The organism is Achromobacter sp. ACM03 (genome assembly GCF_014851665.1).
Lineage (GTDB): Bacteria > Pseudomonadota > Gammaproteobacteria > Burkholderiales > Burkholderiaceae_B > Achromobacter > Achromobacter aegrifaciens.
Genome location: NZ_JACVAD010000002.1, coordinates 1,013,520 through 1,034,470 on the forward strand (window position 1 = coordinate 1,013,520; position 20,951 = coordinate 1,034,470).

A 20,951-nucleotide genomic window follows, 5' to 3' on the forward strand; every position below is an offset into this window, starting at 1 on the left:
ATTCGTATCAAATCGTTTACGACTGCATCGCATGCGATGTAAAGTGGCGCCATCAGGCAGACCAGATACCGAGGTGCACATGAAGCCCAAGACCCCAAACGATCCGTCCCAGAGAAAGCTGGCGGAATTCCTCTGTTTCGCGGTTTATTCGACCAACCTGGCGTTCGGCCGCGTGTACCGCCCCATCCTCGACGCGCTCGGGCTCACCTACACGCAGTACGTGACGATGATTGCCCTCTTCGAAGAGGACGATCAGACGGTCGGCAGCCTGGGCGAAAAGCTCTTTCTTGAATCCAACACCCTCACGCCGATACTCAAGAAGCTCGAAGGCATGGGCTATCTGGAACGCGTGCGCGACTCGGTGGACGAGCGGCTGGTCCGGGTGCGCGTGACCGACGAAGGGCGGCGCTTGCGCGAGAAGACCGCAAGCATCAACCTGAGCGATGCTTGCGGTCTCACGGGCGATCAGTTCGCGGCGTTGAGGGAGCAGGTTGTCGCGCTGCGCGACAACCTGGTCGAGGCGGCGCGGCCGGACGGCGGTTGAACGCAGGTGGACACCTTCAACTACATGCGCGCCTTCCGGCGCATCGTCGAACTGGGCAGCCTGGCCAAGGCGGCCGAGGCGCTGGATATGTCGTCCGCCGGGCTCAGCAAGCAGTTGCGGGCGCTGGAAGCCCACCTGGGGGCCGTGCTCATCCAGCGGACCACCCGCAAGATGAGCCTGACCGACACGGGCGCGGCCTATTACGCCGAATGCTGCCGGCTGCTGGACGAACTGGACGCCCTGGAAAAATCCGTCAGGCGCGAGTCCCGCCTGGTGTCGGGGCGGCTGCGCGTGAACGCGCCGGTCTCCTTTGCCTTGAGCGTGCTGACGCCGCTGCTGGCGCGCTTTCTGCGCCAATATCCGGAACTGCGCCTGGACCTGGCGATGGAAGACCGGCTGGTCGATGCGGTGGGACAGGGCTTTGACGTGTCCATACGGCTGCGCGCGCAACTGGACGATTCTTCGCTGATTGCGCGCCGGCTGGCGTCGCTGACGCAGGTGCTGTGCGCGGCGCCGTCCTACCTCGACGGCCGCGGCACTCCGGAAAGCGTGGACGCGCTGCGCGGGCATGACATCCTCAGCTATACCTTGGCCGAAAGCCCTGGCGCGGTTGCGGACGAGGATGCAGGCCAGCAGGCGGATCCGTTGGCCGGACCCGCGCTGGTGCAGGTCAACAACAGCCTGATGCTGCGGGACCTGCTGGAAGAGGGGCTGGGCATAGGCGCCTTGCCGTCGTTCCTGGCCGCGCCCGCCATCGCCAGCGGCAGGCTGGTGCGCGTTTTACCCCAACAGCCCGCCGCGCCTCGCCATGTCTACGCGGTCTATCCGACCAGCCGCCACTTGCAGCCCAAGGTCAAGGCCTTTGTGGATTTCATGGCGGACCATCTGCCGGCGGCCATGCGCGGCGATTGTTGACGCGCAGCGAATAAAGTCCTGCCGGCGGACCCCTTATTCTCGCGCCGGCCCGTCCTTAAGCTGGCGTCCATTGAAACGAGATGGACGCCATCATGACTTCGACCTCCAATTACGCACCCGCCGCGCCGCTGACCGTGGACTTCTTCCATGACGTGGTTTGCGGCTGGTGCTATGTCATGTCTCCCCGCCTGCGCCAGGTCGCGGCCGAACTGGGCATTGCCGTGCGCCAGCGCAGCTTCGTGCTGCAGGAATCGCCTGAACAGATGTGCCAGGTGTTCGGCTCGATGCCGCGCGCCAAGCAGGTGATCCTGGGCCATTGGGAAGCCTGCGCCCGCCATGAGGACCAACCCCGCATCGACGTCGAGGGCATGCGCGCCGAATCATTCGATTACCCCAGCGGGATGGCCGGCGCGCTGGCTTGCCAGGCCGCGCATCTGCTGGCCGGCGACGCGGGCCATTGGGACATGTTCGACGCGATTCAGCATGCCCACCTGAGCGAGCATCGTAATGTCGGCGATCACGCCGTGCTGTTGGACATCGCAGCAGGGCTGGGCCATGACCGGGCCGAATTCGCCGCCCTCATGCAGGGCGACGAAGCCCTGCTACGCGTACAGGCCGATCGCGCCGCCGCCGCGCGGCTGGCCATCGACTCCATACCCACGTTGATAGCCGGGCCGCACCGGGCCCGTCTGCACACCATGTCCACGGCCGATCTGCGGGACAGGCTGCGGGCGCTGATGCCCGCCGCGGTCGAGGCCTGATCGCCGGGTATCGGCGCGTCGCCCACGTCTTCCTTCTTTCCATTTTTCCGTCCGCGGGACGGAAGCCAAACGCACAAGGTGCATCATGACTACCCGTTACACCCAAAAATTGCTCGGCCTGGCGCTGGGCGCCACCCTCAGCTTCAACGCGCTCGCGCACGGCGCGCCCGCCCGGGCGCCGGCCTCCGGACAGGAGGTGGGCATCAGCCCCTGGGGACCGGACGATGAGATCGGCCGCCTCAACCTGATCACGCCCGAATCGCGCGCCGCGGTAATGTCGCGCGTGGCTGGCGGCAAGGTCTATGACCTGGCCACGGAATACTACGTGGGCATGCCCAGCTGGCAGGACGCGGGCGATCCGCACTACCAGTTCTGGATGACGCACACGCCGCGCGGCACCGAAGTCGACGATCCCATGGGCATGGGCCGCGACATGAACGCCATGCGCAGCTACACCGGCACGGCGTTCTCGATGTACAGCCACACCGGCACGCATATCGATGCGCTCAACCACTTCGGCATCCATGGCAAGATCTGGAACGGCTTCCGGGCCGACGAGCATCTGGGCGACCGCGGCTGGAAGCGCACGGGCATCGAGAAATTCCCGCCGCTGGTGGCGCGTGGCGTGCTGATCGACGTGGCCGCGCTCAAGGGCGTGGAGATGCTTCCCGATCAGTACCGCATTACCCGGCAGGACCTGAAAGCTGCGCTGGCGCGCCAGAAGACCGAGCTGCGCGAAGGCGACATCGTCCTGATCCGCACTGGCCGCATGAAGCTGTACAACGATCCGGCGGCCTACATGGCCAAGCCGCCGGGCATGGGCCTGGACGCGGCGCGTTATCTGGTCGAGGAGGGCGGCGCCATGATTCTGGGGGCGGACAACCTCAGTTTCGAGACCTTCCCTTCAGAGGTGTCCGACGACTATGTGCCGTTGCATACCTATCTGCTGGCGCAGAAGGGCGTGCCCATCATCGAGCTGGCGGCGCTGGACGAGTTGTCGCGCGACCAGGTCTATGAATTCGCCTTCATCGGCGGGCCGCTGAAGATCCGCGGCGGCGATGCGGCGCCGCTGCGTCCGGTGGCGATGCCGCTGCGCTGATTCACTTGCTGCGTTTGACCATCGCCATGATGGTATCCATCAACTCGTCGCGCGCCTGATCCACGCTGATGTCCTGAGCCACGGCCGCGTGCGCCAGGCCGTCAGCCGCGCCCAGCATCGCCCACATGCTGGCCGGCGATATTCCCGTGGATCCGGCGTAAGGCGCAAGTATGGATTGGCATTTCTTGATGAAGGCCTGCTGGTATTGATGCTTTACTGCAGTCAGTTCCGGGGAGCCGCCCAGCGCGGCCAGCACGCCGGGAATCTCGCGGCCCTGCGTCATGACGCATTCGATGTAGCCCGCTGCGATGACCCGGGCCTTTTCCTTCAAGGCCGGCTTGCTGGCGGCGATCGCGGCGTCGATGAGCGCGGTCTGGCGGACGTCGAAGTCTTGGTACAGCGCCACCAGCAGCCCGTTGCGCGTGCCGAAGTGGTCATAGGCCACGGGCTTGGTGATGCCGGCTTCCGTGGCCAGCCGTCCCAGGGTCAGGGCGTCCGTGCCTTCGTCGCTGATCAGCTTCCAGGCGACGTCCAGCAACTGGCGTTGGCGCTCGTCGCGCGACAGGCGGCGCTGCGGGTTGGCTCTGGCGGGGCTTGGCATCTTTGCGGTCATGATTGTTGGACTTCCTCCTCGTGGATTACAGCACGCGAGGAGAAAATCTTCTGGCCTATCGTCCGGGCGGCGTCGAGATGGGCGGCGGGAAAGCCCGCGTCGGAGGGCAGCAGCAATTCCGAGGTGGCGACGTTGGCGCCGCAGTAGCCGAAGATGCCGTGGTCGATCTGCGTCTTCATGGCGCCGAAGTAGCCGTGCCGCGCATAGGTGCGCTGGTTGGCGCCGCCCAGAGCGACCAGATGCACGTTGAGGCGTTGCAGCTTCTTGACCAGCTTGCCGTCCGCATCTTCGTAGGCCCAGCCTTGGGTGAACACCCGGTCGATCCAGCCCTTGAGCAAGCCCGGGAAGGACCACCAGTACACGGGGTAGACCAGCACCAGAGCATCGGCGCGTTCAAGCCGCGCATGTTCCGCGGCGACTTCCGGCAGGGGCTCCCCCTTGCCCATGGCCAGCGCGACGTCCGGCTGGGTGAACCTAGGGTCAAAACCTTCGGCGGCCAGGTCTGCGACTTCGAACGTATGCCCGGCATCGGCAGCGGAAATTCCTTCAGCGACCTGTCGCGCCACCGCGTGGGTCAGCGACGCGGGATCGGGATGTGCAACAACGATTAGCGCATGCATGGCGTCTACACTCCATCAAAATAATTAACCTACCGATAGTAACTTACTTTTGGTAGGTTGTGATTTTGACGTGAGTAGCGAGGCGGCTCCCTGGGAAGACCGACAGCCCGGCGCAAGGCGGGGAGCTTTCTAATGGCTGGGGATTTGGGCCAGCACCAGCTGCGTGGTCTGGCGCAGGTGCTGGGCCAGCAACTTGGCGGCGGTATCGGCGTCGCGGGCAAGCGCGGCTTCCAGCAGCTTGCGGTGTTCGTCGGCGACGTTGCGTTCCTTGCCCTTTTTCGAGCCGGAGGCGGCTTTGGTCCCGGAATTCAGCTGCACCGACAGGTAGCGGTAGCGCGCGGTCTGGTCGCGCAGCAGCTCGGCGATGGCGATGAGCGACTTTGAATCGCTGCCGCTGATCAGCGCCGAATGGAAAGCGGAATGCGCTTGTTCCCATTCAGCCGACAAGCCGGAGCCGTCCGTAGCGTGCAGGGGCAGGCGGCTCAGACGGTAGTGCGCGCCGGCCAGCCGCTCTTCCCAGTCCAGACTGCCGAGCGCGATAGCGCGGCGCAGCGCTTCGCATTCGATGTGGATCCGGGTTTCGGTGATGTCCAGCAGTTCTTCCGCCGACACGTCCGCCACGCGGAAGCCGCGCTGGTCTTCCGCGACCACGAATCCGCTGGTGGCCAGGCGCGAAAGCGCCTCACGCAGCGGGATCGCGCCGCTGTCGTAGCGTTCGCAGAGATCCTTGATGCGCAGGCGTGCCCCCGGGGGCAGGCTGCCCGTGATGATGTCTGCGCGGATGTCATTGGCCAGGGCCGATGCCGCAGTCCGGAAAGGTGTGGAAACGGAGGTCATGCGAAACGATAAGGTTTTTATCTATGAAGCTCAAGTTATCCAGGGAAAACCAGAATATATATATTTTTATGAATTACATATTCTTCGTTCAACCCTCATCCATCAGGAGATCACGTGAAACTGGCCACCCTACAAATCGACGGCGCGCCTCGCGCCGCCGCACTCGTGCAGGGCCGCCTGGCGCTGCTGTCCGCTCCAGGCGTCGATCTGGGTACGCTGCTGCGCCAGGGCAAGACGCTGGCCGATCTGGAGCGCATGGCAGCCGCGGCCACGCAGTTCATCGATCCGGCTGCCGCGACCTTTCTGTCGCCGTCGATCGAACCTCCCAAGATCCTGTGCGTCGGCCTGAACTATGCCGACCACACCAAGGAAAGCCCGTACGACCAGCCCGATTACCCGACGCTGTTCCTGCGCGTGTCGACCAGCCTGGGCGCGCATGACGCGGTGGTGGAGCGTCCGGCCATCAGCGATACGCTGGACTACGAGGGCGAAATGGTCGTGGTGCTGGGCAAGGGCGGACGCCGGATCGCCAAGGAACAGGCGCTGGACCACGTGTTCGGCTACGCCGTGGGCAACGAAATCTCGGTGCGCGAATACCAGTTCAAGTCGCCGCAGTGGACCGTGGGCAAGAACTTCGACGGCACGGGCACCTGGGGGCCATACGTGGTCACGGCTGACGAACTGCCGGCGGGCGGTAGCGGGTTGCGGATCGAGACCCGCCTCAATGGCGAAACCATGCAATCGTCCAACACCAGCGACATGCTGTTCGACGTGGCCACCGTGATCTCGACCGTCAGCGAGGCCATCACCTTGCAGGCCGGCGACATCATTTTCTCCGGCACCCCCGCCGGCGTGGGCTTCGGGCGCACGCCCAAGCTCTACATGAAGGACGGCGACACGGTAGAGGTAGACATCGAGCGCATCGGTACGCTGCGCAACCGCATCCGCGACGAGGCGCCGTCCGCCTAGGTTTCTCACCACGCATCCAGCGGCCCCGGCGCCATCCGCGCGCCGGGGCGCACGGCCACGATCTACTCTTGGAACTCCAGACATGCGAATCGCAACTGCTTTTGTGAAGTCGTCCGTGAGCAATCCCGCCCGGCGTCGTTGGGCCAGGCTGTTGCTGGCCGCAGGCCTGGCGTCCAGCCTGGGCGTGGCCAGCGCGGCGGATTGGCCGGCGCGGCCGGTGAAGATCGTGGTGCCGTTTGCCGCCGGAGGAACCACCGACCTGATCGCGCGGCTGATCGCAACGCCCATGTCGCAAGAGCTGGGGCAGCCGGTGGTGGTCGAGAACCGTCCGGGCGTGGGCGGGCTGCTGGGCGCCGATGCCGTCGCCAAGGCGGCGCCCGACGGCTATACCGTATTGATGGCCAACATCTCCTATCCGTTGGCCGCCCTGGTGGCGCAGGGCGCGAAGCGGCTGAACTTCGATCCCTTGGCCGACCTGCGCAGCGTGAGCGTGGTGGCCAACGTGCCGCTGGTCATCACTTCCACGCCTTCGGTGCCGGCCCGCAACCTGAAGGAATTCGCGGAACTGCTCAAAAAGAATCCTTCGACCCACTACGCCTACGGTTCCACGGGACCCGGTTCGTACATTCACGTGTTCGGCATGTGGTTCCAGGAACAGACGGGCGCGTCGATGACGCACGTGCCCTTCAAGGGTGCTGCGCCCTTGAAGGGCGAAATGCTGGCGGGCCGCATCCAGATGGGCGGCGACCAATTGTCTTCGTCGCTGAGCGACATCCGGGCCGGATCCTTGACCGCGCTGGCGGTCACCTCGCCGCAGCGCTCGCCGTCCCTGCCGGACACGCCCACTGTCAGCGAACTGGGTTTTACCGGCATCGATACCGAGGGCTGGAACGGCTTGCTCGCCCCGGCGCAGACGCCCGACGCCGTCGTGGCGCGTATCGGCCAGGCGGTGTCCAAGGCCGTTCAGCAGCCCGCCATCCGCCAGCGCCTAGCCGAACTGGGCGCCGAGGCCAGCGGTTCCAGTCCCGAGCAGATGAGCGCTTTGCTGAAAAGTCAGTTCGTCCAGTTCGGCCCCATGGTGTCGCGCCTGCAACTTGAGTGATGCCGTGGCGGGGATTCCAGATCCCCGGCAGCTTTGGCTTTCCAACGAGTCCAACCAGAAAGGCCTGCAATGAAAGCACTGCGTAGCGGCGTGGCCGCGAGTCTGCAGTTCCTGATCGGCATCCTGGCGTGCGCGAACGCGCAAGCCCAGGCCGACGCGCCGCCCGTCTCCATCGTCGTTCCGCAGCCGGTGGGCAATCCCACCGACGGCGTGGCGCGCAAGCTGCAGCCGCTGCTGCAGGCCGCGCTGGGCAGGACCATCATCGTCGAGAACCAACCCGGGGCGGGCGGTTCCATCGGCACGCAACGGGTGCTGAATGCGCCTGCGGACGGACGCATGCTGTTGATCGCGTCCCAGACCGAACCCATCCTGACCCCGGCCACGATGCAGCATGTGAAGTACCGGGCGGAGAACCTGCGCGCGGTGGCGGTGGTGGCGCGGCTGCCCTACATCCTGACCGGCGGCAACGCGGTCGCGGCCAAGAACCTGGGCGAACTGACCCAACTGGCGCAGGCCCAGGGAGACAAGGGACTGAACTTCGGACATATCGGTCCGGGCTCGATGATCCACCTATTGGGCGAGCAATGGGCGCGGCAAAGCCAGTTCAAGCTCAACCACGTCGTCTACCGGGGCGTTCCGCCCGTCACGCAGGACCTGATGGGCGGGCAGATAGAACTGAGCTTCCTGCCGCTGGGCGGGTCGACGCTGGACCTGATCGAGTCCGGCCGCATACGGGCCTACGCAACGACCGGCGCCGCACCTAGTCCCAGGCTGCCCCAAGTGCCGCCCTTGTCCGCATCCAGCGAAAAGTTGCGGGATTTCGTGTACGGCACGTGGATCGCCTTTCTGGTGCCGGCCAAGACGCCGGACGCGACCGTTGCCAGCCTGAACCGCGCGATCGTCCAGGCCATGGAAGATGCCGCGTTTCGCGAGTATGTTGTTTCCACGGGTATGGAGCTGGTGGCGCAGAACTCGGTGGCGGACATGCGGGACTTTTACCAGACGGAGACGGCGCTGTACCAGGGTCTGGCGCAGAAGGTCGCCGTCGAGCAATGAGCGCAGGGCAGCCTGCCGCAACCAGAACAAGATTCTTGGAGACAGACATGCAATCCAATGCGCAGACAGCGCCGCTCGCCGTGCACTCGGTGGACGAGTTCGTGTTCAGCGTTCCCGATCTCGAAGAGGCCAGGCGCTTTTATTCGAGTTTCGGCCTGGATGTGCGGGATGAAGGCGGCTGCCTGGCGTTGTACACCCATGGCCATCCGCACCGCTGGGCGCGCATCTTGAAGGGCGTACGCAAGCGTCTGCTGTGGGTGAGCATGGGGATCCACGCGGACGACCTGGAACGGTTCGCCGTGCATCTGGACCGCCTGGGTATCGCCCGCCGCGATGCGCCGCAGGACGCCGACCCCGCAGGGCTCTGGATTGAGGCGCCCGACGGGCTGGCTCTGCAATTGCGGATTGCAGCCAAGTCTTCACCGTCGGCCCCCGCGCCGCAAGAGCCGCCACAGGCCAGCGGCGGCGCCGGCCGCGCGCCCGCGCGCAGCCAGGTGCGGCAGGTGCGGCCGCTGTATCTGTCGCACATCCTGTTGTTCAGCGCCGACGTGGTTCGGGCCACGCGCTTCTACGTGGATGCGCTTGGACTGCGCGTGTCGGATACCTCGGGCGATGCCATCGCCTTCATCCACAGTCCGCACGGCAGCGACCATCACCTGATCGCATTGGCCAAGTCGCATGGCCTGGGCCTGCATCACAGCAGCTGGTGCGTGCCGTCCATCGATGCGGTGGGGCAAGGCATGGAGCAGATGGGCGCGGCGGGGTATGCGGACGGCTGGGGCGTGGGCCGGCATGTGCTGGGTTCAAACTATTTCCGCTACGTGCGCGATCCCTGGGGCAGCTACGCCGAGTATTCGTACGACATCGACTTTATCGCCGAAGGGCAGAAGTGGCCGTCGGGGGATTATCCGCCGGAGGATTCGCTGTATGTGTGGGGCCCGGCGTTGCCGCCGGACTTCATCACCAATCATGAGCGGGATGGCTGAGGGCTGGCGCTCCGCCCGTCAGGCTATCGCGTTCATCCCCAGGATCTCCCGCCCCGCGATCAGCGTCTGGATCTCCGTCGTGCCTTCGGGAATCATGCCGCCACGCGTATCCCGGAAGATGCGCTCGATCGGATATTCCTCCGAGTAGCCCAGCCCGCCATGCACTTGCAGCGCCATGTTGGCCACTTCGTGGGCGGCCTCGGTGGCGTAGAGCTTGGCGATGGAGCAGGCCTGGCGCACGTCCTTGCCCGCTTCCAGCGCATGGGCCGCGCGCATGCCCAGGGCGCGCGCCGCTTCGACGCGGAGCGTCATGTCTACGATGTGCTTCTGCACCAGCTGGAAGCTGCCGATGGGGCGGCCGAACTGTTCGCGCTGTTTCGCGTAGTCGATGGACATGTCCAGGGCCGCCTGCGCGGCGCCGACGGCGCCCATGGCGATGTTCAGGCGCGCGGCATCCAGGCCCTTGAGCGTGCCGGCGAGGGCCGCGCCTTCGACGCCGACCAGGTTTTCCTTGGGGATGCGCACGTCGGCGAAGCCCAGTTCGGCCGTGCCGGTGCAGCGCAGCACCATGGTGTCGAGCTTGCGCACGTCATAGTTGGCCAACGCACGTTCGACGATGAAGGTCGACAGCTTGCCTTCGCAGGTGGGGCTGTAGGTGCGCGCCACCACCATGGCGAAGTCCGCGTCGCAGCCGTTGGTGATCCACAGCTTGCGGCCGTTCAGCACCCACTCGTCGCCAACCAGGTCGGCCCGCGTCTGGATGCCGGCGATGTTGGAGCCGGTGTTCGGCTCCGTCAGGCCGGTGCAGGCCTTGAGGCGGCCGGCCATGAGCGGCTTGAGGTACTTCTCTTTCTGCGCCGGCGAACCGTGGGCGGCCAGGCGCTTGATGGAGCCGTTGGTGATGTTGACGATGGTGCGCAGCGACAGCCAGTGGTAGCCCAGCTCTTCCATCATCATGGCCCAGGTGGGCATGTCGATGCCGTGTCCGCCCTGGTCTTCGGGCAGGTTGCCGCCCAGGTAGCCCAGCTCCGCCAGCTTGGGCATGAGTTCGAACGGAAAGGTCCGCGCCTTTTCGTGCTGCGCGACGATGGGCGCCACTTCCGCCAGCATGAAGCGGCGGATGCTGTGCTGCAGCTCCTGTTGTTCGGGCGTCAGGTCGATGTTGCTCATGCGTTTACTCCAGCTTCAGGTTGGCGCGTTCCACCAGGTCGCGGGTGACCTCGCGGTGCTCCGCCCAGAATTTGGCGAACGCTTCGGGCGAACTGCTGACCAGCGGGGTGGCGATGCGTTCGAAGCGTTCCTGCACGATGGGCATGGCGGCGGTTTCTTCCAGCGCCCGGGCCAGCTTGTCGATGATGGGCTTGGGCGTGCCGGCGGGGACGACCACGGCCTGCCAGGTGGTGACCTTGAAGCCCGGGACGCCGGACTCGGCGATGGTGGGCAGGTCCGGCAGATCCTTGACGCGGGTGGCGCCGCTGACCGCCAGGGGGCGCAGCATGCCGTCCTTGATGTAGGGCAGGGAACTGGAGCGGCTGTCGATCATGAAGGTCAACCGTCCGGCGACCAGGTCCTGCAGCGCGGGCGCGCTGCCCTTGTACGGCACGTGCGTGAGCTTGGTGTTCAAGGCCAGCGCGAGCGAGGACGCCGCGGTGTGCGCCGAACTGCCGTAGCCCGGCGATCCGTAGGTGATCGTCGCCTGCTTGTCCGCCTTGATCGCCTTGATCAGGTCCGCCATGGTCTGGTAGGGCGAATCCTTGGGCACCACCACCACCAGCGGCGAATCGGTCAGTTGCGCGACGGGCGCGAAGGCCTGGGCCGGGTCGATCTTCAGGTCCTTGTACAGGTACTGGTTGACGGCGATGGTGGCCGCATTGGTCCAGAGGATGGTGTAGCCGTCGGCGGGCGCGCTGGCCGCGGCCAGCAGCGAGAGATTGCCGTTGGCGCCAGGCTTGTATTCCGGGATGACGGGCTGGCCGAGCTTCTTGCTCAGCTCGTCCTGCATCATCTTGAACGCGATGTCGGAAGGTCCCCCGGGCGCAAAACCGATCACCGCGCGTATCGGCTTGTCCGGCCATTCCGCGGCCGAGGCCGCCGTCGCGAATCCCGCGGCCAGCAGGGCTGCCGCAACCATCTTGCTGAACTTCATTCCTGTCTCCTGTTTTTCTGGGTTGAGCGCGCTTGCGTTGCGCGGACGGATTCTTGGGTGATCCGTTTGTTATTCGCATTGCGAATTAATAATTCGTTTAATGAATTGATGATACTGCGGCCTCGGGAGCGCCGCAATAACGGGCTTGCGGCCCGATGCCAGATCTGTTCGCGCAGGCGCATGAAAAATCCCTGCCGCGCGCAGGGCGGGGCAGGGATGCGAGGGGTGTGGAACGGCCCGTTGGCACGGGCGGGAAATCAGGCGGAATCGACCATGCGCATGAAGCGCGCGCTGGCCTGCACGCATTCCCGCTGCAGCCGCAGGACGATGCTTTCCACGGGTTCTATGCCGCGGGCAAAGCCCACCGCCGGGCCCATGGACAGCATGCCTTCTTCATGCTGGCCCGCCTGATAGGCGAGGGCCTGGGTGCGTTCGCCGCTGATCAGTTCGCCGAAGTCCGCGTAGCTGCTGGCGCCCGCCTGTTCCAGCGCGGCGACCTTGCGGGCGTTTTCGTTGTCGAGAATGCGCCAGGTGTCGCCCAGGCTGCCGAGCACGGCGCGGGTGCCGTGCTCGCTGGTGTCGACCACGCGCTGCTTGTACGCGGCGTGCGCCGGGGTCTCCTGCGCTGGCGTGAAGACGCTGCCCATCACCACGGCGTCGGCGCCCAGGGCCAGCGCCGCGGCGATCTGCCGGCCGTGGCCGATGCCGCCGCCCAGCGCCAGCGGAATGCGCAGCTGTTCCAGGGCATAGGCGCCGTTGAGGAAGGTGGGCAGCTGGTTGCTGCCGGGGTGGCCGCCTTCTTCCATGCCGACCAGCGTGACTGCGTCCACGCCCATGTTCTGCGCCGCGACGGCATGGCGTACATGCGCGCACTTGTGGATGACGATGGCGCCAGCCTCGCGCAGCGCGGGCAGCAGCGGCGTGGGCGGCAGGCCCGCCGTTTCGAACAGGCGCACGCCCGCGTCGAGCGCGATGCGCAGCCGCGTCAGCATGGACTCGTTATTGGCCGCGCGGCGCGACAGCGTGAGGTTGACGCCGAACGGCAGGCCGCCCGTCAGTTCGCCGCAATCGCGCAGCGCCTGCCGGAAGTCCTGGTCCGTGCGTGAGCTGCGCGCGGTCATGAAACCCATGCCGCCTGCGCGCACCATGGCGGCGACCAGCCGCGCATCCGACAGCCACATCATGCCGCCCAGCAGCAACGGCCAGCGTATGCCCATCAGTTCGGTGATGCGGGTGGGCCAGCGTTGCGGAATGGCCGGAGCAAGAGGCTGGGTCACACGTGCCTCCCCATCAGCAGGATGGGCTGCAGTTCATGCGCCAACTGCCGTAGCGTGGGCCCGGCTTCATCGAGCATCAGTTGCCGGGGCAGCAGCGCCGCCGGGCCGCCGCAGCTGACCACGTAGCGTTCGCCGGCGGGCAGCTCGATGGCGGCGGCGACGGTGTTGATCTGATAGGCGGGGCGCTCGTGATAGACGAAGCCGCGCTCCGGATACCGGGCGATAGCGTCGGCAATGGCCTGTTGCTCCGTGGCATCGCCGGCCTTGCCGGATGCGCGGGCCTCTTGCAGCAGGGCCTCGCGTTCCTCGGGCGAGCAGCAGGCCAGGTAGGCCCAGCCGATCGCGCTATGGAACAGCGGTATGCGCGAACCCACGCGCAGATTCATCAGCAGCGGCGAATTTCCCTGGCAGCGCAGCAGGTAGACGATGCTGTCGCCGTCGCGCCGTCCCAGCGCCACCGCGACCTGATAGCGGTCGGCCAGCGCCTGCAACATGGGCCGGATGATGTCCAGCGCTTCCTGCCCCGCCAGCGCCGCGCCGCCCAGCGCGATGGCGGCGATACCAAGTTGCAGCTTGTCCTTGCCTGGCACGGCGGCCAGGAATCCCGTCTTTTGCAGGGTATGGCACAGCCGCCAGACCGTGGGCTGGGCCAGGCCGGTCAGATGGGCCAGTTCCGTCGTGCCCAGCATGCGCCGTTCGGCGCTGAAGCAGCGCAGGATGTCCAGCCCGCGGGCCAGCGCGGTGACGAATTGGCGGTCGGGTTCCGCGGAATCTTCGGTGGCGTCGTTCTTGGGCGCGCGAGGCGAGGCTCTTGACATGGGCAAGCTCCTTTTTTATGATCAATTCACTAAATGAATTATAAATTCGCATAGCAAATTATGCAAGATCAGGAGGACGAATGAGCGGTCAGCAGGATTGTGCGCCACAGGCCCAGGGCGTGATGTCCTGGCCTGGCGTTTGCCATTGGGGCGGGAAGGCCCTGGCCAGAACCTTGGCGGCCGCGGGCGCGCGCCTGCGCCTGCCGCTGGTGGTGACCGATGCCGGCACCTGGGGCGCAACGGGCGCCGCGGTCGAAGCGGCGCTTGCCGCCATGCCGGGACTGCAATGGCATGTCTATGACGGCGTGGTGCCCAATCCCGCCATGGACCAGGTGCGGGCCGCGCTGCACGTGGCGCGCGAGCAGGGCTGCGCCAGCGTGCTGGCGGTGGGCGGGGGCAGCGCCATCGACGTGGCCAAGGCGGTCTACGCCTGCCTGGCGGGCGGGTTCGATGCCGACGAATTGCAGGCGCCGTGTGGGCAAGCCTGGCTGAACGCCGCCGCCGATCCCGCCGATCCGCTCTTCATCGCCGTGCCCACGACTTCGGGCACCGGCAGCGAAAGCAGCTCGGCCGCGCTGATCCAGGGCGACGACGGGCGCAAGCGCCTGTACCGTTCCTTGCGCGCCCGTCCGGCGCTGGTGGCGCTGCAGCCCGAGCTTACGCTCAGCCTGCCGCCGCGCCCCACCGCGCAGGGCGGCTTCGACGCCGTGCTGCATGCGCTGGGCGCCTGGATCAATACCGATCCTTCCCCTGTCGGCAAGGCCATGGCCTTGCAGGCCCTGCGCCTGTGCATGCGGGCGCTGCCCGACGTGCTGCGCGCCCCGGACAGCCTGCGCGCGCGCGCCGACATGCAGATGGGCGCATATATGGCGGGCCTGGCCATCGGCATGAGCAAGGTGGACGCCGTGCACGCCATGTGCACGCCGCTGGAGTCGCGCGTCCACATGGCGCATGCGGAAGTGCTGGGTCCGATCTTCAGCGTGGTGGCGCGCCACACGGCGCAGACCGCCGCCGCGCCTTACGCCGAGGCCGCCCGCGCGCTGGGCATAGCCGCGACGAGCGACGAACAACAGGACGCCCTGGCCCTGATCGAGGCGGTCGAGTCGCTGGCGCGGCTGGCGGACATTCCCCTGCGCTTTTCCGGCTTGGCGCTGTCTGAGCAGGACGCCGCTCAGCTGGCCAGCCAGGCCATGCTGAGCGCGTCCATGCCCATCAATCCGCGCGTACTCGCGCCGGAAGAAATCCAATCCCTATATCTGCAAATGGCCGCGTAAGGAGCGCCCGCATGGATGTCATCGATTCCCGCCCCTATGAACTGCTGATCGGGGAAAACTGGCGCGCTGGCGCCGAAGGCCGCACGTTCGATACCTGCAACCCGGCCACGGCGCAGGTGCTCGCCAGCGTGCACGAAGCCTCGGCGGCAGATGTGGACGCCGCCGTGCAGGCTGCGCACACCGCCTTTGAAACGCACTGGCGCAAGACCACGCCGGCGCAGCGCGGCAAGCTGCTGCGGCGCCTGGCCGACCTGTTCGAGCGCGACCGCGAAAAGCTCGCCTGGATCGAAACGCTGAACGTGGGCAAGCCCATTACGCATTCGCTGGATTCGCTCAAGGGCATGCCGGCGTCGCTGGAGTACTTCGCGGGCATCATTCCGGCCCTGCGCGGCGAGACCATACCGGTGGGCAATGCCGACGTGCTCAATTTCACGATACGCGAGCCGCTGGGCGTGTGCGCGCTCATCATGCCGTGGAATTACCCGATGACGCTGACCGTCAACAAGCTCGGTCCGGCGCTGGCCGCGGGCAATACGGTGATCCTCAAGCCCTCGGAAGTGACGCCGCTGTCCAGCATGGCGCTGGCGCGCTTGTTCGAGGAAGCCGGCTTTCCGCCCGGCGTGATCAACGTGGTCAACGGTCCCGGCGCCACGGTGGGCGAACGGCTGGTCACTCATCCGCTGGTATCACGGGTGTCGTTCACCGGGGGCACCGTGACCGGCGCGCGTATCCAGGCGTCCGCGGCCGCCGACGTCAAGCGCGTCACGCTGGAGCTGGGCGGCAAGTCGCCGCTGATCGTGTTCGAGGACGCGCCGCTGGACAAGGCGGCGGCCGTGGCCGCGGGCGACATCATCAAGAATTCCGGCCAGGTCTGCATCGCCTGCACGCGCCTGCTGGTACAGGATTCCGTGCGCGAGGAATTCCTTGGCCTGCTGCAGCAGCGCCTGGACGCCGTGCGCATCGGCTCGCCCGCGGACCCAGCGACCGAGATGGGCCCCCTGGTCAGCGCGGCCCAGAAGCAGCGCGTCGAGAAGTACGTGGCGCTGGCGCGGGAAGAGGGCGCGCAGCCCGTCCATTACGGCAACATGAAGCTGGAAGGCGACACGGCCAAGGGCTACTTCGTGCCGCCCACGCTGCTGCTGAACTCCCATGCGCGCATGCAGAGCGCGCAGGACGAGATCTTCGGCCCGGTGCAATCCGTGATCGGCTTTCGCGACGAAGCCGACGCCTTGCGCATCGCCAACGACACGCGCTACGGGCTGGCCGCGGTGCTGTACACGCGCGACGGCGGCCGCGCCCTGCGCATGGCGCGCGGCCTGCAGTCGGGCAGCGTGGCCATCAACACCGGCCTGCGGACGTCGTTCGATGCGCCGTTTGGCGGCTACAAGCAGTCTGGCATCGGCAAGGAACGCGGGCTGGAAGCCATCTACGAAAACACCCAGCTCAAGAACGTCAAGTACGACACCACGATCTAGCGTGGCGCCCACAGGAGACAACATGAAGTTCATCGTCAAGCTGGCCTCGGGCCTGGCCGCCTGCATGCTGGCGGCCGGCGCGCACGCGGAATGGCCCGACCGTCCGCTGCGCATGGTCATCGGTTTCGCGCCCGGGGGCGCTTCGGACATCGCGTTCAAGATGGTGCAGGACGAGCTATCCAAAAAGCTCGGCCAGCCCGTGGTGCCGATCTACAAGCCCGGCGCCAACGGCAACATCGCCAACCAGGCCGTGGCCACGGCCGAACCCGACGGCTACACGGCGCTGTGGGCCAACGTCGGGCCGCTGGCCATCAACACTTATCTCTACAAGGGCGTGCAGGTCGATCCGGGCAAGGCCTTTGTGCCGGTCACGCAATTGACCGATTCGCCGCTGGTTGTGGTGGTGCCGAAGTCGTCGCCATTCCAGACCATGCAGGACCTGGTGCAGGCGGCGAAGAAGCCCGACGCGGGGTTGTCGTACGGGTCCGCCGGGCACGGCAGTTCCATGCACGTGGCGGGCGCCGCGCTGTCGCTGGCCCTGAACGCGCCCATGACGCACGTGCCTTACAAGGGCAGCGCGCCCGCGCTGCAGGACCTGATCGCCGGGCGCCTGTCCTTCATGGTGGACAGCCGCTCCACCACCGCGCCCTTCATCAAGGAAGGCGCGCTGCGCGCCCTTGCCGTCAGCGGCGACCAGCGCGTGGCGGACATGCCCGACGTGCCCACGGTGGCCGAGTCCGGCGTGCCCGGCTTCAAAGTGACGACCTGGCAGGCCGTGGTCATGCCGGCGGGCACGCCCCAACCCATCGTCGACAAGTTCTCCAAGGCCTTGCGCGACACCCTGAAGATGCCCGAAGTGCAGGAACGCTTCGCGCGCATCTACACGCCGCTGGTGGGCAGCACGCCCGAAGCCTTCGCGGTCTTCTGGGCCAAGGAGAGGGCCGGCGCCCAGGCTCTGGTGGAGAAGGCGCGGCTGCAGGTCGATTGAACGCCGGGCCCGGGCGGGCCCGGCGCGGCAGGAACAATGAAACTCGAATGGAATGGCATCATGGATCTGGAACTGAAGGGTTGCACCGCTTTCATCACGGGCGGCGCGGGCACGCTGGGCATGGCAATGGCCAGGCGCTTCGTGCAGGAAGGCTGCAATGTGGTGGTGTGCGACGCCAATGAAGAGGCGATCGAATCCGCCTGCGCCGAATTGTCTGCCTTGGGCGGGAACGTCCTGGGCGTGCGCGCCGACGTGACCAACAAGGACGAGGTCGGCCGCGCCGTGCAGCAGGCGGTCGAGCGCTGGAAAAAGGTGGATATCCTGGTCAACAACGCGGGCTTCGCGCGCGACCGTTATCTGACCAAGATGTCCGAGGAAGATTGGCACGCGGTGCTGGACGTGACGCTGCAAGGGGCATTCCATTGCTCGCGCGCAGTGCTGCCGCTGATGATGGAACAGCGCTTCGGCCGCGTCATCAACATCGCCTCGCGCGCCCATCTGGGAAATCCCGGGCAGACCAACTACTCGGCCGCCAAGGCCGGGCTGATCGGCTTTACCCGTTCGTTGGCGCTGGAGTCCGGCAAGTTCGGCATCACCGCCAACGCGGTCGCCCCGGGCGTCATTTCGACGCCGCGCATGCAGAAGCGCCCCGACTACCAAGAGCTGACCGAACGCGCCAAGACCAACACGCCGGTCGGCCGGCTGGGCGACCCGGCCGATGTGGCCGCGACGGTAGCCTTCCTGGCATCGCGCCTGGCCGGCTTCACCACGGGCGAGACCGTGCACGTGACGGGAGGGCGTTACGCATGAGCACGCCATTCGATCTGGACGAACATCTGGGCCGCCGCCTGTACTTCGAGGACCTGGCGTCCGGGCAGTCCTGGGAAAGTCCGCGCCGCACGGTCACCGAAGCGGATGTGGTGCAGTTCGCCGGGCTGTCCGGCGACTACAACGCGCTGCACACGGATGCCGTATTCGCCGCCAGCCATCCCTTCGGCCAGCGCGCCGCGCACGGCATGCTGACCCTGGCCATCGCGTCGGGCCTGACCACCCGCATGCCGGTGTACCGCCTGATGGACGGCACCCGGCTGGCGCTGACCGAACTGCGCTGCGTGTGGCGCAAGCCCGTGCTCATCGGCGACACCATCCATGTCGAATTGAGCATAGGCGAGAAGACGCTGTCGCAGAAGCGCCCCGGCACGGGCCGCGTGACCATGCTGCGCACGGTGAAGAACCAGAACGGCGAGGTCGTGGTGGAGTCGGAATGGACCACCCTGATGAAATGCCGACCGGAGGCCGCATGAGCGCCAGTCCTTCCCAGTTTGATCCCAACGTCCGCTTCGACGATCTGGTGGAGCTGACGCGGCCGCGTTCGGTCATGATCGTGGGCGCCTCCAGCAAGCCTGGCACGCTGGGCCACACCACCGTGGTCAACGTGCTGGAGCACTCGGATTTCGACGGCGAGGTGCACCTGGTCAACCCCAAGGGCGGCGAACTCTTCGGCAAACCCTTGCATGCCAGCGTGGACGCGGTGCCGGTGCAAGGTATCGACGTGGCCTTGCTGCTGGTGCCGGCCGAATCCGCCGTCGCCACGCTGCGCGCCTGCGCCGCCAAGGGCGTGCGCTACGTCATCGTGTTCACGGGCGGTTTCGCGGAGCTGGGCGTAGCGGGGCGCACGGTCGAGGCCGAGATGCTGGCGCTGGCGCAGCGCAGCGGCATGCGCCTGTACGGTCCCAACTGCGCGGGCATGACCATGCTGGCGCCGCGCCTGGGCCTGACCTTTTCCACCGAATTCCGCAACGACGGCAGGACGGGAAAACTCTCGCGCATCGGCCTGGTGACGCAGGGCGGCGGCCTGGGCCGTTCGCTCATGCAGGGCAACGAGCGCGGCGTGTGCTTTTCGCGCTGGTTCTCCACCGGCAACGAACTGGACCTGGACAGCGCGGACTTCATCAACTGGCTGGCGCATGACCCGGGAACCGACCTGATCTGCACCGTGATGGAAGGCATACGCAGCGGCCCGCGTTTCATTGCGGCGGCGGCGGCCGCGCGCCGCGCGGGCAAGCCGCTGATCGCGCTGAAGATCGGCCGCTCGGATTTCGGCAAGAAGGCGGCGCAATCGCATACTGCCTCGCTGGCGGGCGAGGATGCCGTCAACGACGCGGTGTTCTCGCAGTACGGCGTCATCCGCGTCGAAGACCTGGACGAACTGCTGGACGTCGCCAGCCTGATATCGCGCGTGGGCGTGCGCCGCCTGCGCAACATCTGCGTGTATTCATCGTCGGGCGGCGCGGGCGTGCTATCGGCCGACAAGGTGGGCGAAGCCGGGCTGGCCATGGCCGCGCTGGCGGATGAAACCGTGGCCGAGATGGCGCGGCACGCGCCCGCCTACGCGGCCCTGACCAATCCCGTGGACCTGACCACCAAGGCGCTGACCGACCCGGATCTGGCGCGGCGCTGCCTGGCGCCGCTGTTTGCGGACCCGGGCGTGGACGCCGTGCTCTATCCCATCACCTCCAATTATTCGGCCAGTACCGAAGGGCTGGTGCGCAACATGCTGGCGGTCGCACAGGGCGGCGCCAAGGCCTTCGTGCCCGTCTGGATGAGCAGCCGCCGCGGGCCGGCGCACGACCTTCTGATCCAGGAAGGATTCGCGCCGGTCTACAGCCTGCGCAACGCCATGCAGGCGCTCAAGCGCGTCAGCGCGTACGCGGACCTGGGGGCCGACGAGGCGCCGGACGCGCCGCCCGCAGGCCTGCCGGCGGCCGCGCCTGTCGTAACGCTGCCCTGCAATGAAGCGCAGGCCAAGGCGCTGCTGGCGCAGTACGGCGTGCGCGCGCCCCGCGAATCCCAGGCGGCCACGGCGCAAGAGGCGGCGGCAGCCGCGTGCGCCATCGGTTTTCCGGTGGCGCTCAAGCTGGTGGCCGACGGCGTGCTGCACAAGAGCGAGATCGGCGGCGTGCAGCTGCGGCTGCGAGATGAAGCCGAAGTGCGGCAGGCTTTCGAGAACATTGTCGCGAACGCGGCGCGGCATCAGGTGCCCGTCGCGGCCATCCGCGGCGTGCTGGTGTCGGAGATGGTGGTCGACGGCGTGGAAATGCTGGTGGGCCTGCATCGCGACGAGGTCTTCGGCCCGGTGCTGAGCGTGGGCGCGGGCGGCGTGTGGGTGGAGGTCGAGGCCGACGTGGCGCGCTGCCATCTGCCGGCCAGCCGCAAGCAGATCGAGCGCGCGCTGGACCAAACGCGCATCGCGCGCCGCCTGGCCAGCCATCGCGGCCTGCCGGCGCGCGACAGGGCGGCCCTGGTGGATGCCGTGCTGCGCATCGCGGCCTTGTTCACGGCGCTGGGAGACGACGTGCAATCGCTGGAGGTCAACCCGCTGGTGGTATTGGACGAAGGGCGCGGCGTGGTGGCGCTGGACGCCGTCATCGAATAGCAGGCCGGCGCAGCGGCCGTCCGCTGCCCGGAAAA

Annotated in this window: 21 protein-coding genes; 14 read left to right on the forward strand and 7 right to left on the reverse strand. The window is 66.9% G+C overall.

Annotated features, from left to right (window positions below):
* Window positions 1-79 precede the first annotated feature (79 nt).
* The 4 genes from IB257_RS12830 (at window position 80) to IB257_RS12845 (ending at window position 3,319) form a co-directional block, all read left to right on the forward strand.
* Window positions 80-544, forward strand: a complete 465-nt coding sequence (locus IB257_RS12830) for a MarR family winged helix-turn-helix transcriptional regulator (protein ID WP_054451854.1) — start codon at window positions 80-82, stop codon at window positions 542-544.
* Window positions 545-550: 6 nt separating this feature from the next.
* A complete protein-coding gene (locus IB257_RS12835; RefSeq protein ID WP_192492384.1) occupies window positions 551-1,459 on the forward strand; it encodes a LysR family transcriptional regulator in 909 nt (302 codons plus the stop codon).
* 80 nt (window positions 1,460-1,539) lie between these two features.
* Window positions 1,540-2,220, forward strand: a complete 681-nt coding sequence (locus IB257_RS12840) for a DsbA family protein (protein ID WP_225588896.1) — start codon at window positions 1,540-1,542, stop codon at window positions 2,218-2,220.
* A gap of 85 nt (window positions 2,221-2,305) precedes the next feature.
* Entirely contained in the window at window positions 2,306-3,319 is a 1,014-nt protein-coding gene (locus IB257_RS12845) for a cyclase family protein (protein ID WP_175212559.1), read from the forward strand.
* A gap of 1 nt (window position 3,320) precedes the next feature.
* On the opposite strand, the gene IB257_RS12850 is transcribed toward IB257_RS12845, so the two are convergent.
* From IB257_RS12850 to IB257_RS12860, 3 genes are all read right to left on the reverse strand, one after another.
* The gene (locus IB257_RS12850; RefSeq protein WP_192492385.1) at window positions 3,321-3,932 is read right to left on the reverse strand and encodes a TetR/AcrR family transcriptional regulator; all 612 of its coding nucleotides are present in this window, start codon (window positions 3,930-3,932) and stop codon (window positions 3,321-3,323) included.
* Entirely contained in the window at window positions 3,929-4,552 is a 624-nt protein-coding gene (locus IB257_RS12855; RefSeq protein ID WP_119451884.1) for an NAD(P)H-dependent oxidoreductase, read from the reverse strand. The genes IB257_RS12850 and IB257_RS12855 overlap by 4 nt, the downstream gene beginning before the upstream one ends.
* Window positions 4,553-4,681: 129 nt before the next feature.
* On the reverse strand, window positions 4,682-5,389 hold the full coding sequence (locus IB257_RS12860; protein WP_054451849.1) for a GntR family transcriptional regulator: 708 nt from the start codon (window positions 5,387-5,389) through the stop codon (window positions 4,682-4,684).
* Window positions 5,390-5,503: 114 nt separating this feature from the next.
* Between IB257_RS12860 and IB257_RS12865 the strand changes: the two genes are divergently transcribed.
* From IB257_RS12865 to IB257_RS12880, 4 genes are all read left to right on the forward strand, one after another.
* On the forward strand, window positions 5,504-6,358 hold the full coding sequence (locus IB257_RS12865; RefSeq protein ID WP_054451848.1) for a fumarylacetoacetate hydrolase family protein: 855 nt from the start codon (window positions 5,504-5,506) through the stop codon (window positions 6,356-6,358).
* Window positions 6,359-6,473: 115 nt separating this feature from the next.
* Window positions 6,474-7,460, forward strand: coding sequence for a tripartite tricarboxylate transporter substrate binding protein (locus tag IB257_RS12870; protein WP_158598586.1), 987 nt, complete (start codon window positions 6,474-6,476; stop codon window positions 7,458-7,460).
* 69 nt (window positions 7,461-7,529) lie between these two features.
* On the forward strand, window positions 7,530-8,516 hold the full coding sequence (locus tag IB257_RS12875; protein ID WP_082400792.1) for a tripartite tricarboxylate transporter substrate binding protein: 987 nt from the start codon (window positions 7,530-7,532) through the stop codon (window positions 8,514-8,516).
* 47 nt (window positions 8,517-8,563) lie between these two features.
* Window positions 8,564-9,502 (forward strand): VOC family protein, encoded by a 939-nt coding sequence (locus IB257_RS12880; protein WP_225588897.1) that lies wholly within the window; start codon window positions 8,564-8,566, stop codon window positions 9,500-9,502.
* An 18-nt stretch (window positions 9,503-9,520) separates the two neighbouring features.
* Here the strand turns inward: IB257_RS12880 and IB257_RS12885 are convergent, their stop codons facing one another.
* From IB257_RS12885 to IB257_RS12900, 4 genes are all read right to left on the reverse strand, one after another.
* The gene (locus IB257_RS12885; protein WP_192492387.1) at window positions 9,521-10,672 is read right to left on the reverse strand and encodes an acyl-CoA dehydrogenase family protein; all 1,152 of its coding nucleotides are present in this window, start codon (window positions 10,670-10,672) and stop codon (window positions 9,521-9,523) included.
* A 4-nt stretch (window positions 10,673-10,676) separates the two neighbouring features.
* Window positions 10,677-11,648 (reverse strand): tripartite tricarboxylate transporter substrate binding protein, encoded by a 972-nt coding sequence (locus tag IB257_RS12890; RefSeq protein WP_054451843.1) that lies wholly within the window; start codon window positions 11,646-11,648, stop codon window positions 10,677-10,679.
* Window positions 11,649-11,905: 257 nt separating this feature from the next.
* Window positions 11,906-12,925, reverse strand: a complete 1,020-nt coding sequence (locus IB257_RS12895) for a nitronate monooxygenase family protein (protein ID WP_082400790.1) — start codon at window positions 12,923-12,925, stop codon at window positions 11,906-11,908.
* Entirely contained in the window at window positions 12,922-13,743 is an 822-nt protein-coding gene (locus IB257_RS12900) for an IclR family transcriptional regulator (RefSeq protein WP_054451842.1), read from the reverse strand. Before IB257_RS12900 ends, IB257_RS12895 begins: the two co-directional genes overlap by 4 nt.
* Window positions 13,744-13,823: 80 nt before the next feature.
* Here IB257_RS12900 and IB257_RS12905 point away from each other — a divergent pair, with 80 nt between their 5' ends.
* Genes IB257_RS12905 through IB257_RS12930 form a run of 6 tightly spaced genes read left to right on the forward strand, consistent with a single transcriptional unit; the run spans window position 13,824 to window position 20,916 of the window.
* Window positions 13,824-15,017 carry an iron-containing alcohol dehydrogenase family protein gene (locus IB257_RS12905; protein WP_192492388.1) on the forward strand — a complete coding sequence of 398 codons (1,194 nt, stop codon included), beginning with the start codon at window positions 13,824-13,826 and terminating at the stop codon, window positions 15,015-15,017.
* 11 nt (window positions 15,018-15,028) lie between these two features.
* Window positions 15,029-16,492: an aldehyde dehydrogenase gene (locus tag IB257_RS12910; protein WP_175160293.1), complete on the forward strand. Its 1,464-nt coding sequence runs from the start codon at window positions 15,029-15,031 to the stop codon at window positions 16,490-16,492.
* 22 nt (window positions 16,493-16,514) lie between these two features.
* Entirely contained in the window at window positions 16,515-17,480 is a 966-nt protein-coding gene (locus IB257_RS12915) for a tripartite tricarboxylate transporter substrate binding protein (RefSeq protein ID WP_192492389.1), read from the forward strand.
* A gap of 60 nt (window positions 17,481-17,540) precedes the next feature.
* Window positions 17,541-18,290, forward strand: a complete 750-nt coding sequence (locus IB257_RS12920; RefSeq protein WP_054452294.1) for an SDR family NAD(P)-dependent oxidoreductase — start codon at window positions 17,541-17,543, stop codon at window positions 18,288-18,290.
* Complete coding sequence (locus IB257_RS12925; protein WP_054451838.1) at window positions 18,287-18,784, forward strand: MaoC/PaaZ C-terminal domain-containing protein; 498 nt, start codon at window positions 18,287-18,289, stop codon at window positions 18,782-18,784. The genes IB257_RS12920 and IB257_RS12925 overlap by 4 nt, the downstream gene beginning before the upstream one ends.
* Window positions 18,781-20,916 (forward strand): acetate--CoA ligase family protein, encoded by a 2,136-nt coding sequence (locus IB257_RS12930; RefSeq protein ID WP_192492390.1) that lies wholly within the window; start codon window positions 18,781-18,783, stop codon window positions 20,914-20,916. The genes IB257_RS12925 and IB257_RS12930 overlap by 4 nt, the downstream gene beginning before the upstream one ends.
* Window positions 20,917-20,951 lie beyond the last annotated feature (35 nt).

What these genes read in the sequence shown, in the direction of transcription:
- IB257_RS12860 (WP_054451849.1), bottom strand. Translation starts at nt 5,389, where the DNA reads ATGACCTCCGTTTCCACACCTTTCCGGACTGCGGCATCGGCCCTGGCC.
- IB257_RS12885 (WP_192492387.1), bottom strand. Translation starts at nt 10,672, where the DNA reads ATGAGCAACATCGACCTGACGCCCGAACAACAGGAGCTGCAGCACAGC.
- IB257_RS12900 (WP_054451842.1), bottom strand. Translation starts at nt 13,743, where the DNA reads ATGTCAAGAGCCTCGCCTCGCGCGCCCAAGAACGACGCCACCGAAGAT.
- IB257_RS12855 (WP_119451884.1), bottom strand. Translation starts at nt 4,552, where the DNA reads ATGCATGCGCTAATCGTTGTTGCACATCCCGATCCCGCGTCGCTGACC.
- IB257_RS12875 (WP_082400792.1), top strand. Translation starts at nt 7,530, where the DNA reads ATGAAAGCACTGCGTAGCGGCGTGGCCGCGAGTCTGCAGTTCCTGATC.
- IB257_RS12845 (WP_175212559.1), top strand. Translation starts at nt 2,306, where the DNA reads ATGACTACCCGTTACACCCAAAAATTGCTCGGCCTGGCGCTGGGCGCC.
- IB257_RS12880 (WP_225588897.1), top strand. Translation starts at nt 8,564, where the DNA reads ATGCAATCCAATGCGCAGACAGCGCCGCTCGCCGTGCACTCGGTGGAC.
- IB257_RS12890 (WP_054451843.1), bottom strand. Translation starts at nt 11,648, where the DNA reads ATGAAGTTCAGCAAGATGGTTGCGGCAGCCCTGCTGGCCGCGGGATTC.
- IB257_RS12905 (WP_192492388.1), top strand. Translation starts at nt 13,824, where the DNA reads ATGAGCGGTCAGCAGGATTGTGCGCCACAGGCCCAGGGCGTGATGTCC.
- IB257_RS12930 (WP_192492390.1), top strand. Translation starts at nt 18,781, where the DNA reads ATGAGCGCCAGTCCTTCCCAGTTTGATCCCAACGTCCGCTTCGACGAT.
- IB257_RS12920 (WP_054452294.1), top strand. Translation starts at nt 17,541, where the DNA reads ATGGATCTGGAACTGAAGGGTTGCACCGCTTTCATCACGGGCGGCGCG.
- IB257_RS12915 (WP_192492389.1), top strand. Translation starts at nt 16,515, where the DNA reads ATGAAGTTCATCGTCAAGCTGGCCTCGGGCCTGGCCGCCTGCATGCTG.
- IB257_RS12850 (WP_192492385.1), bottom strand. Translation starts at nt 3,932, where the DNA reads ATGACCGCAAAGATGCCAAGCCCCGCCAGAGCCAACCCGCAGCGCCGC.
- IB257_RS12840 (WP_225588896.1), top strand. Translation starts at nt 1,540, where the DNA reads ATGGACGCCATCATGACTTCGACCTCCAATTACGCACCCGCCGCGCCG.
- IB257_RS12910 (WP_175160293.1), top strand. Translation starts at nt 15,029, where the DNA reads ATGGATGTCATCGATTCCCGCCCCTATGAACTGCTGATCGGGGAAAAC.
- IB257_RS12830 (WP_054451854.1), top strand. Translation starts at nt 80, where the DNA reads ATGAAGCCCAAGACCCCAAACGATCCGTCCCAGAGAAAGCTGGCGGAA.
- IB257_RS12925 (WP_054451838.1), top strand. Translation starts at nt 18,287, where the DNA reads ATGAGCACGCCATTCGATCTGGACGAACATCTGGGCCGCCGCCTGTAC.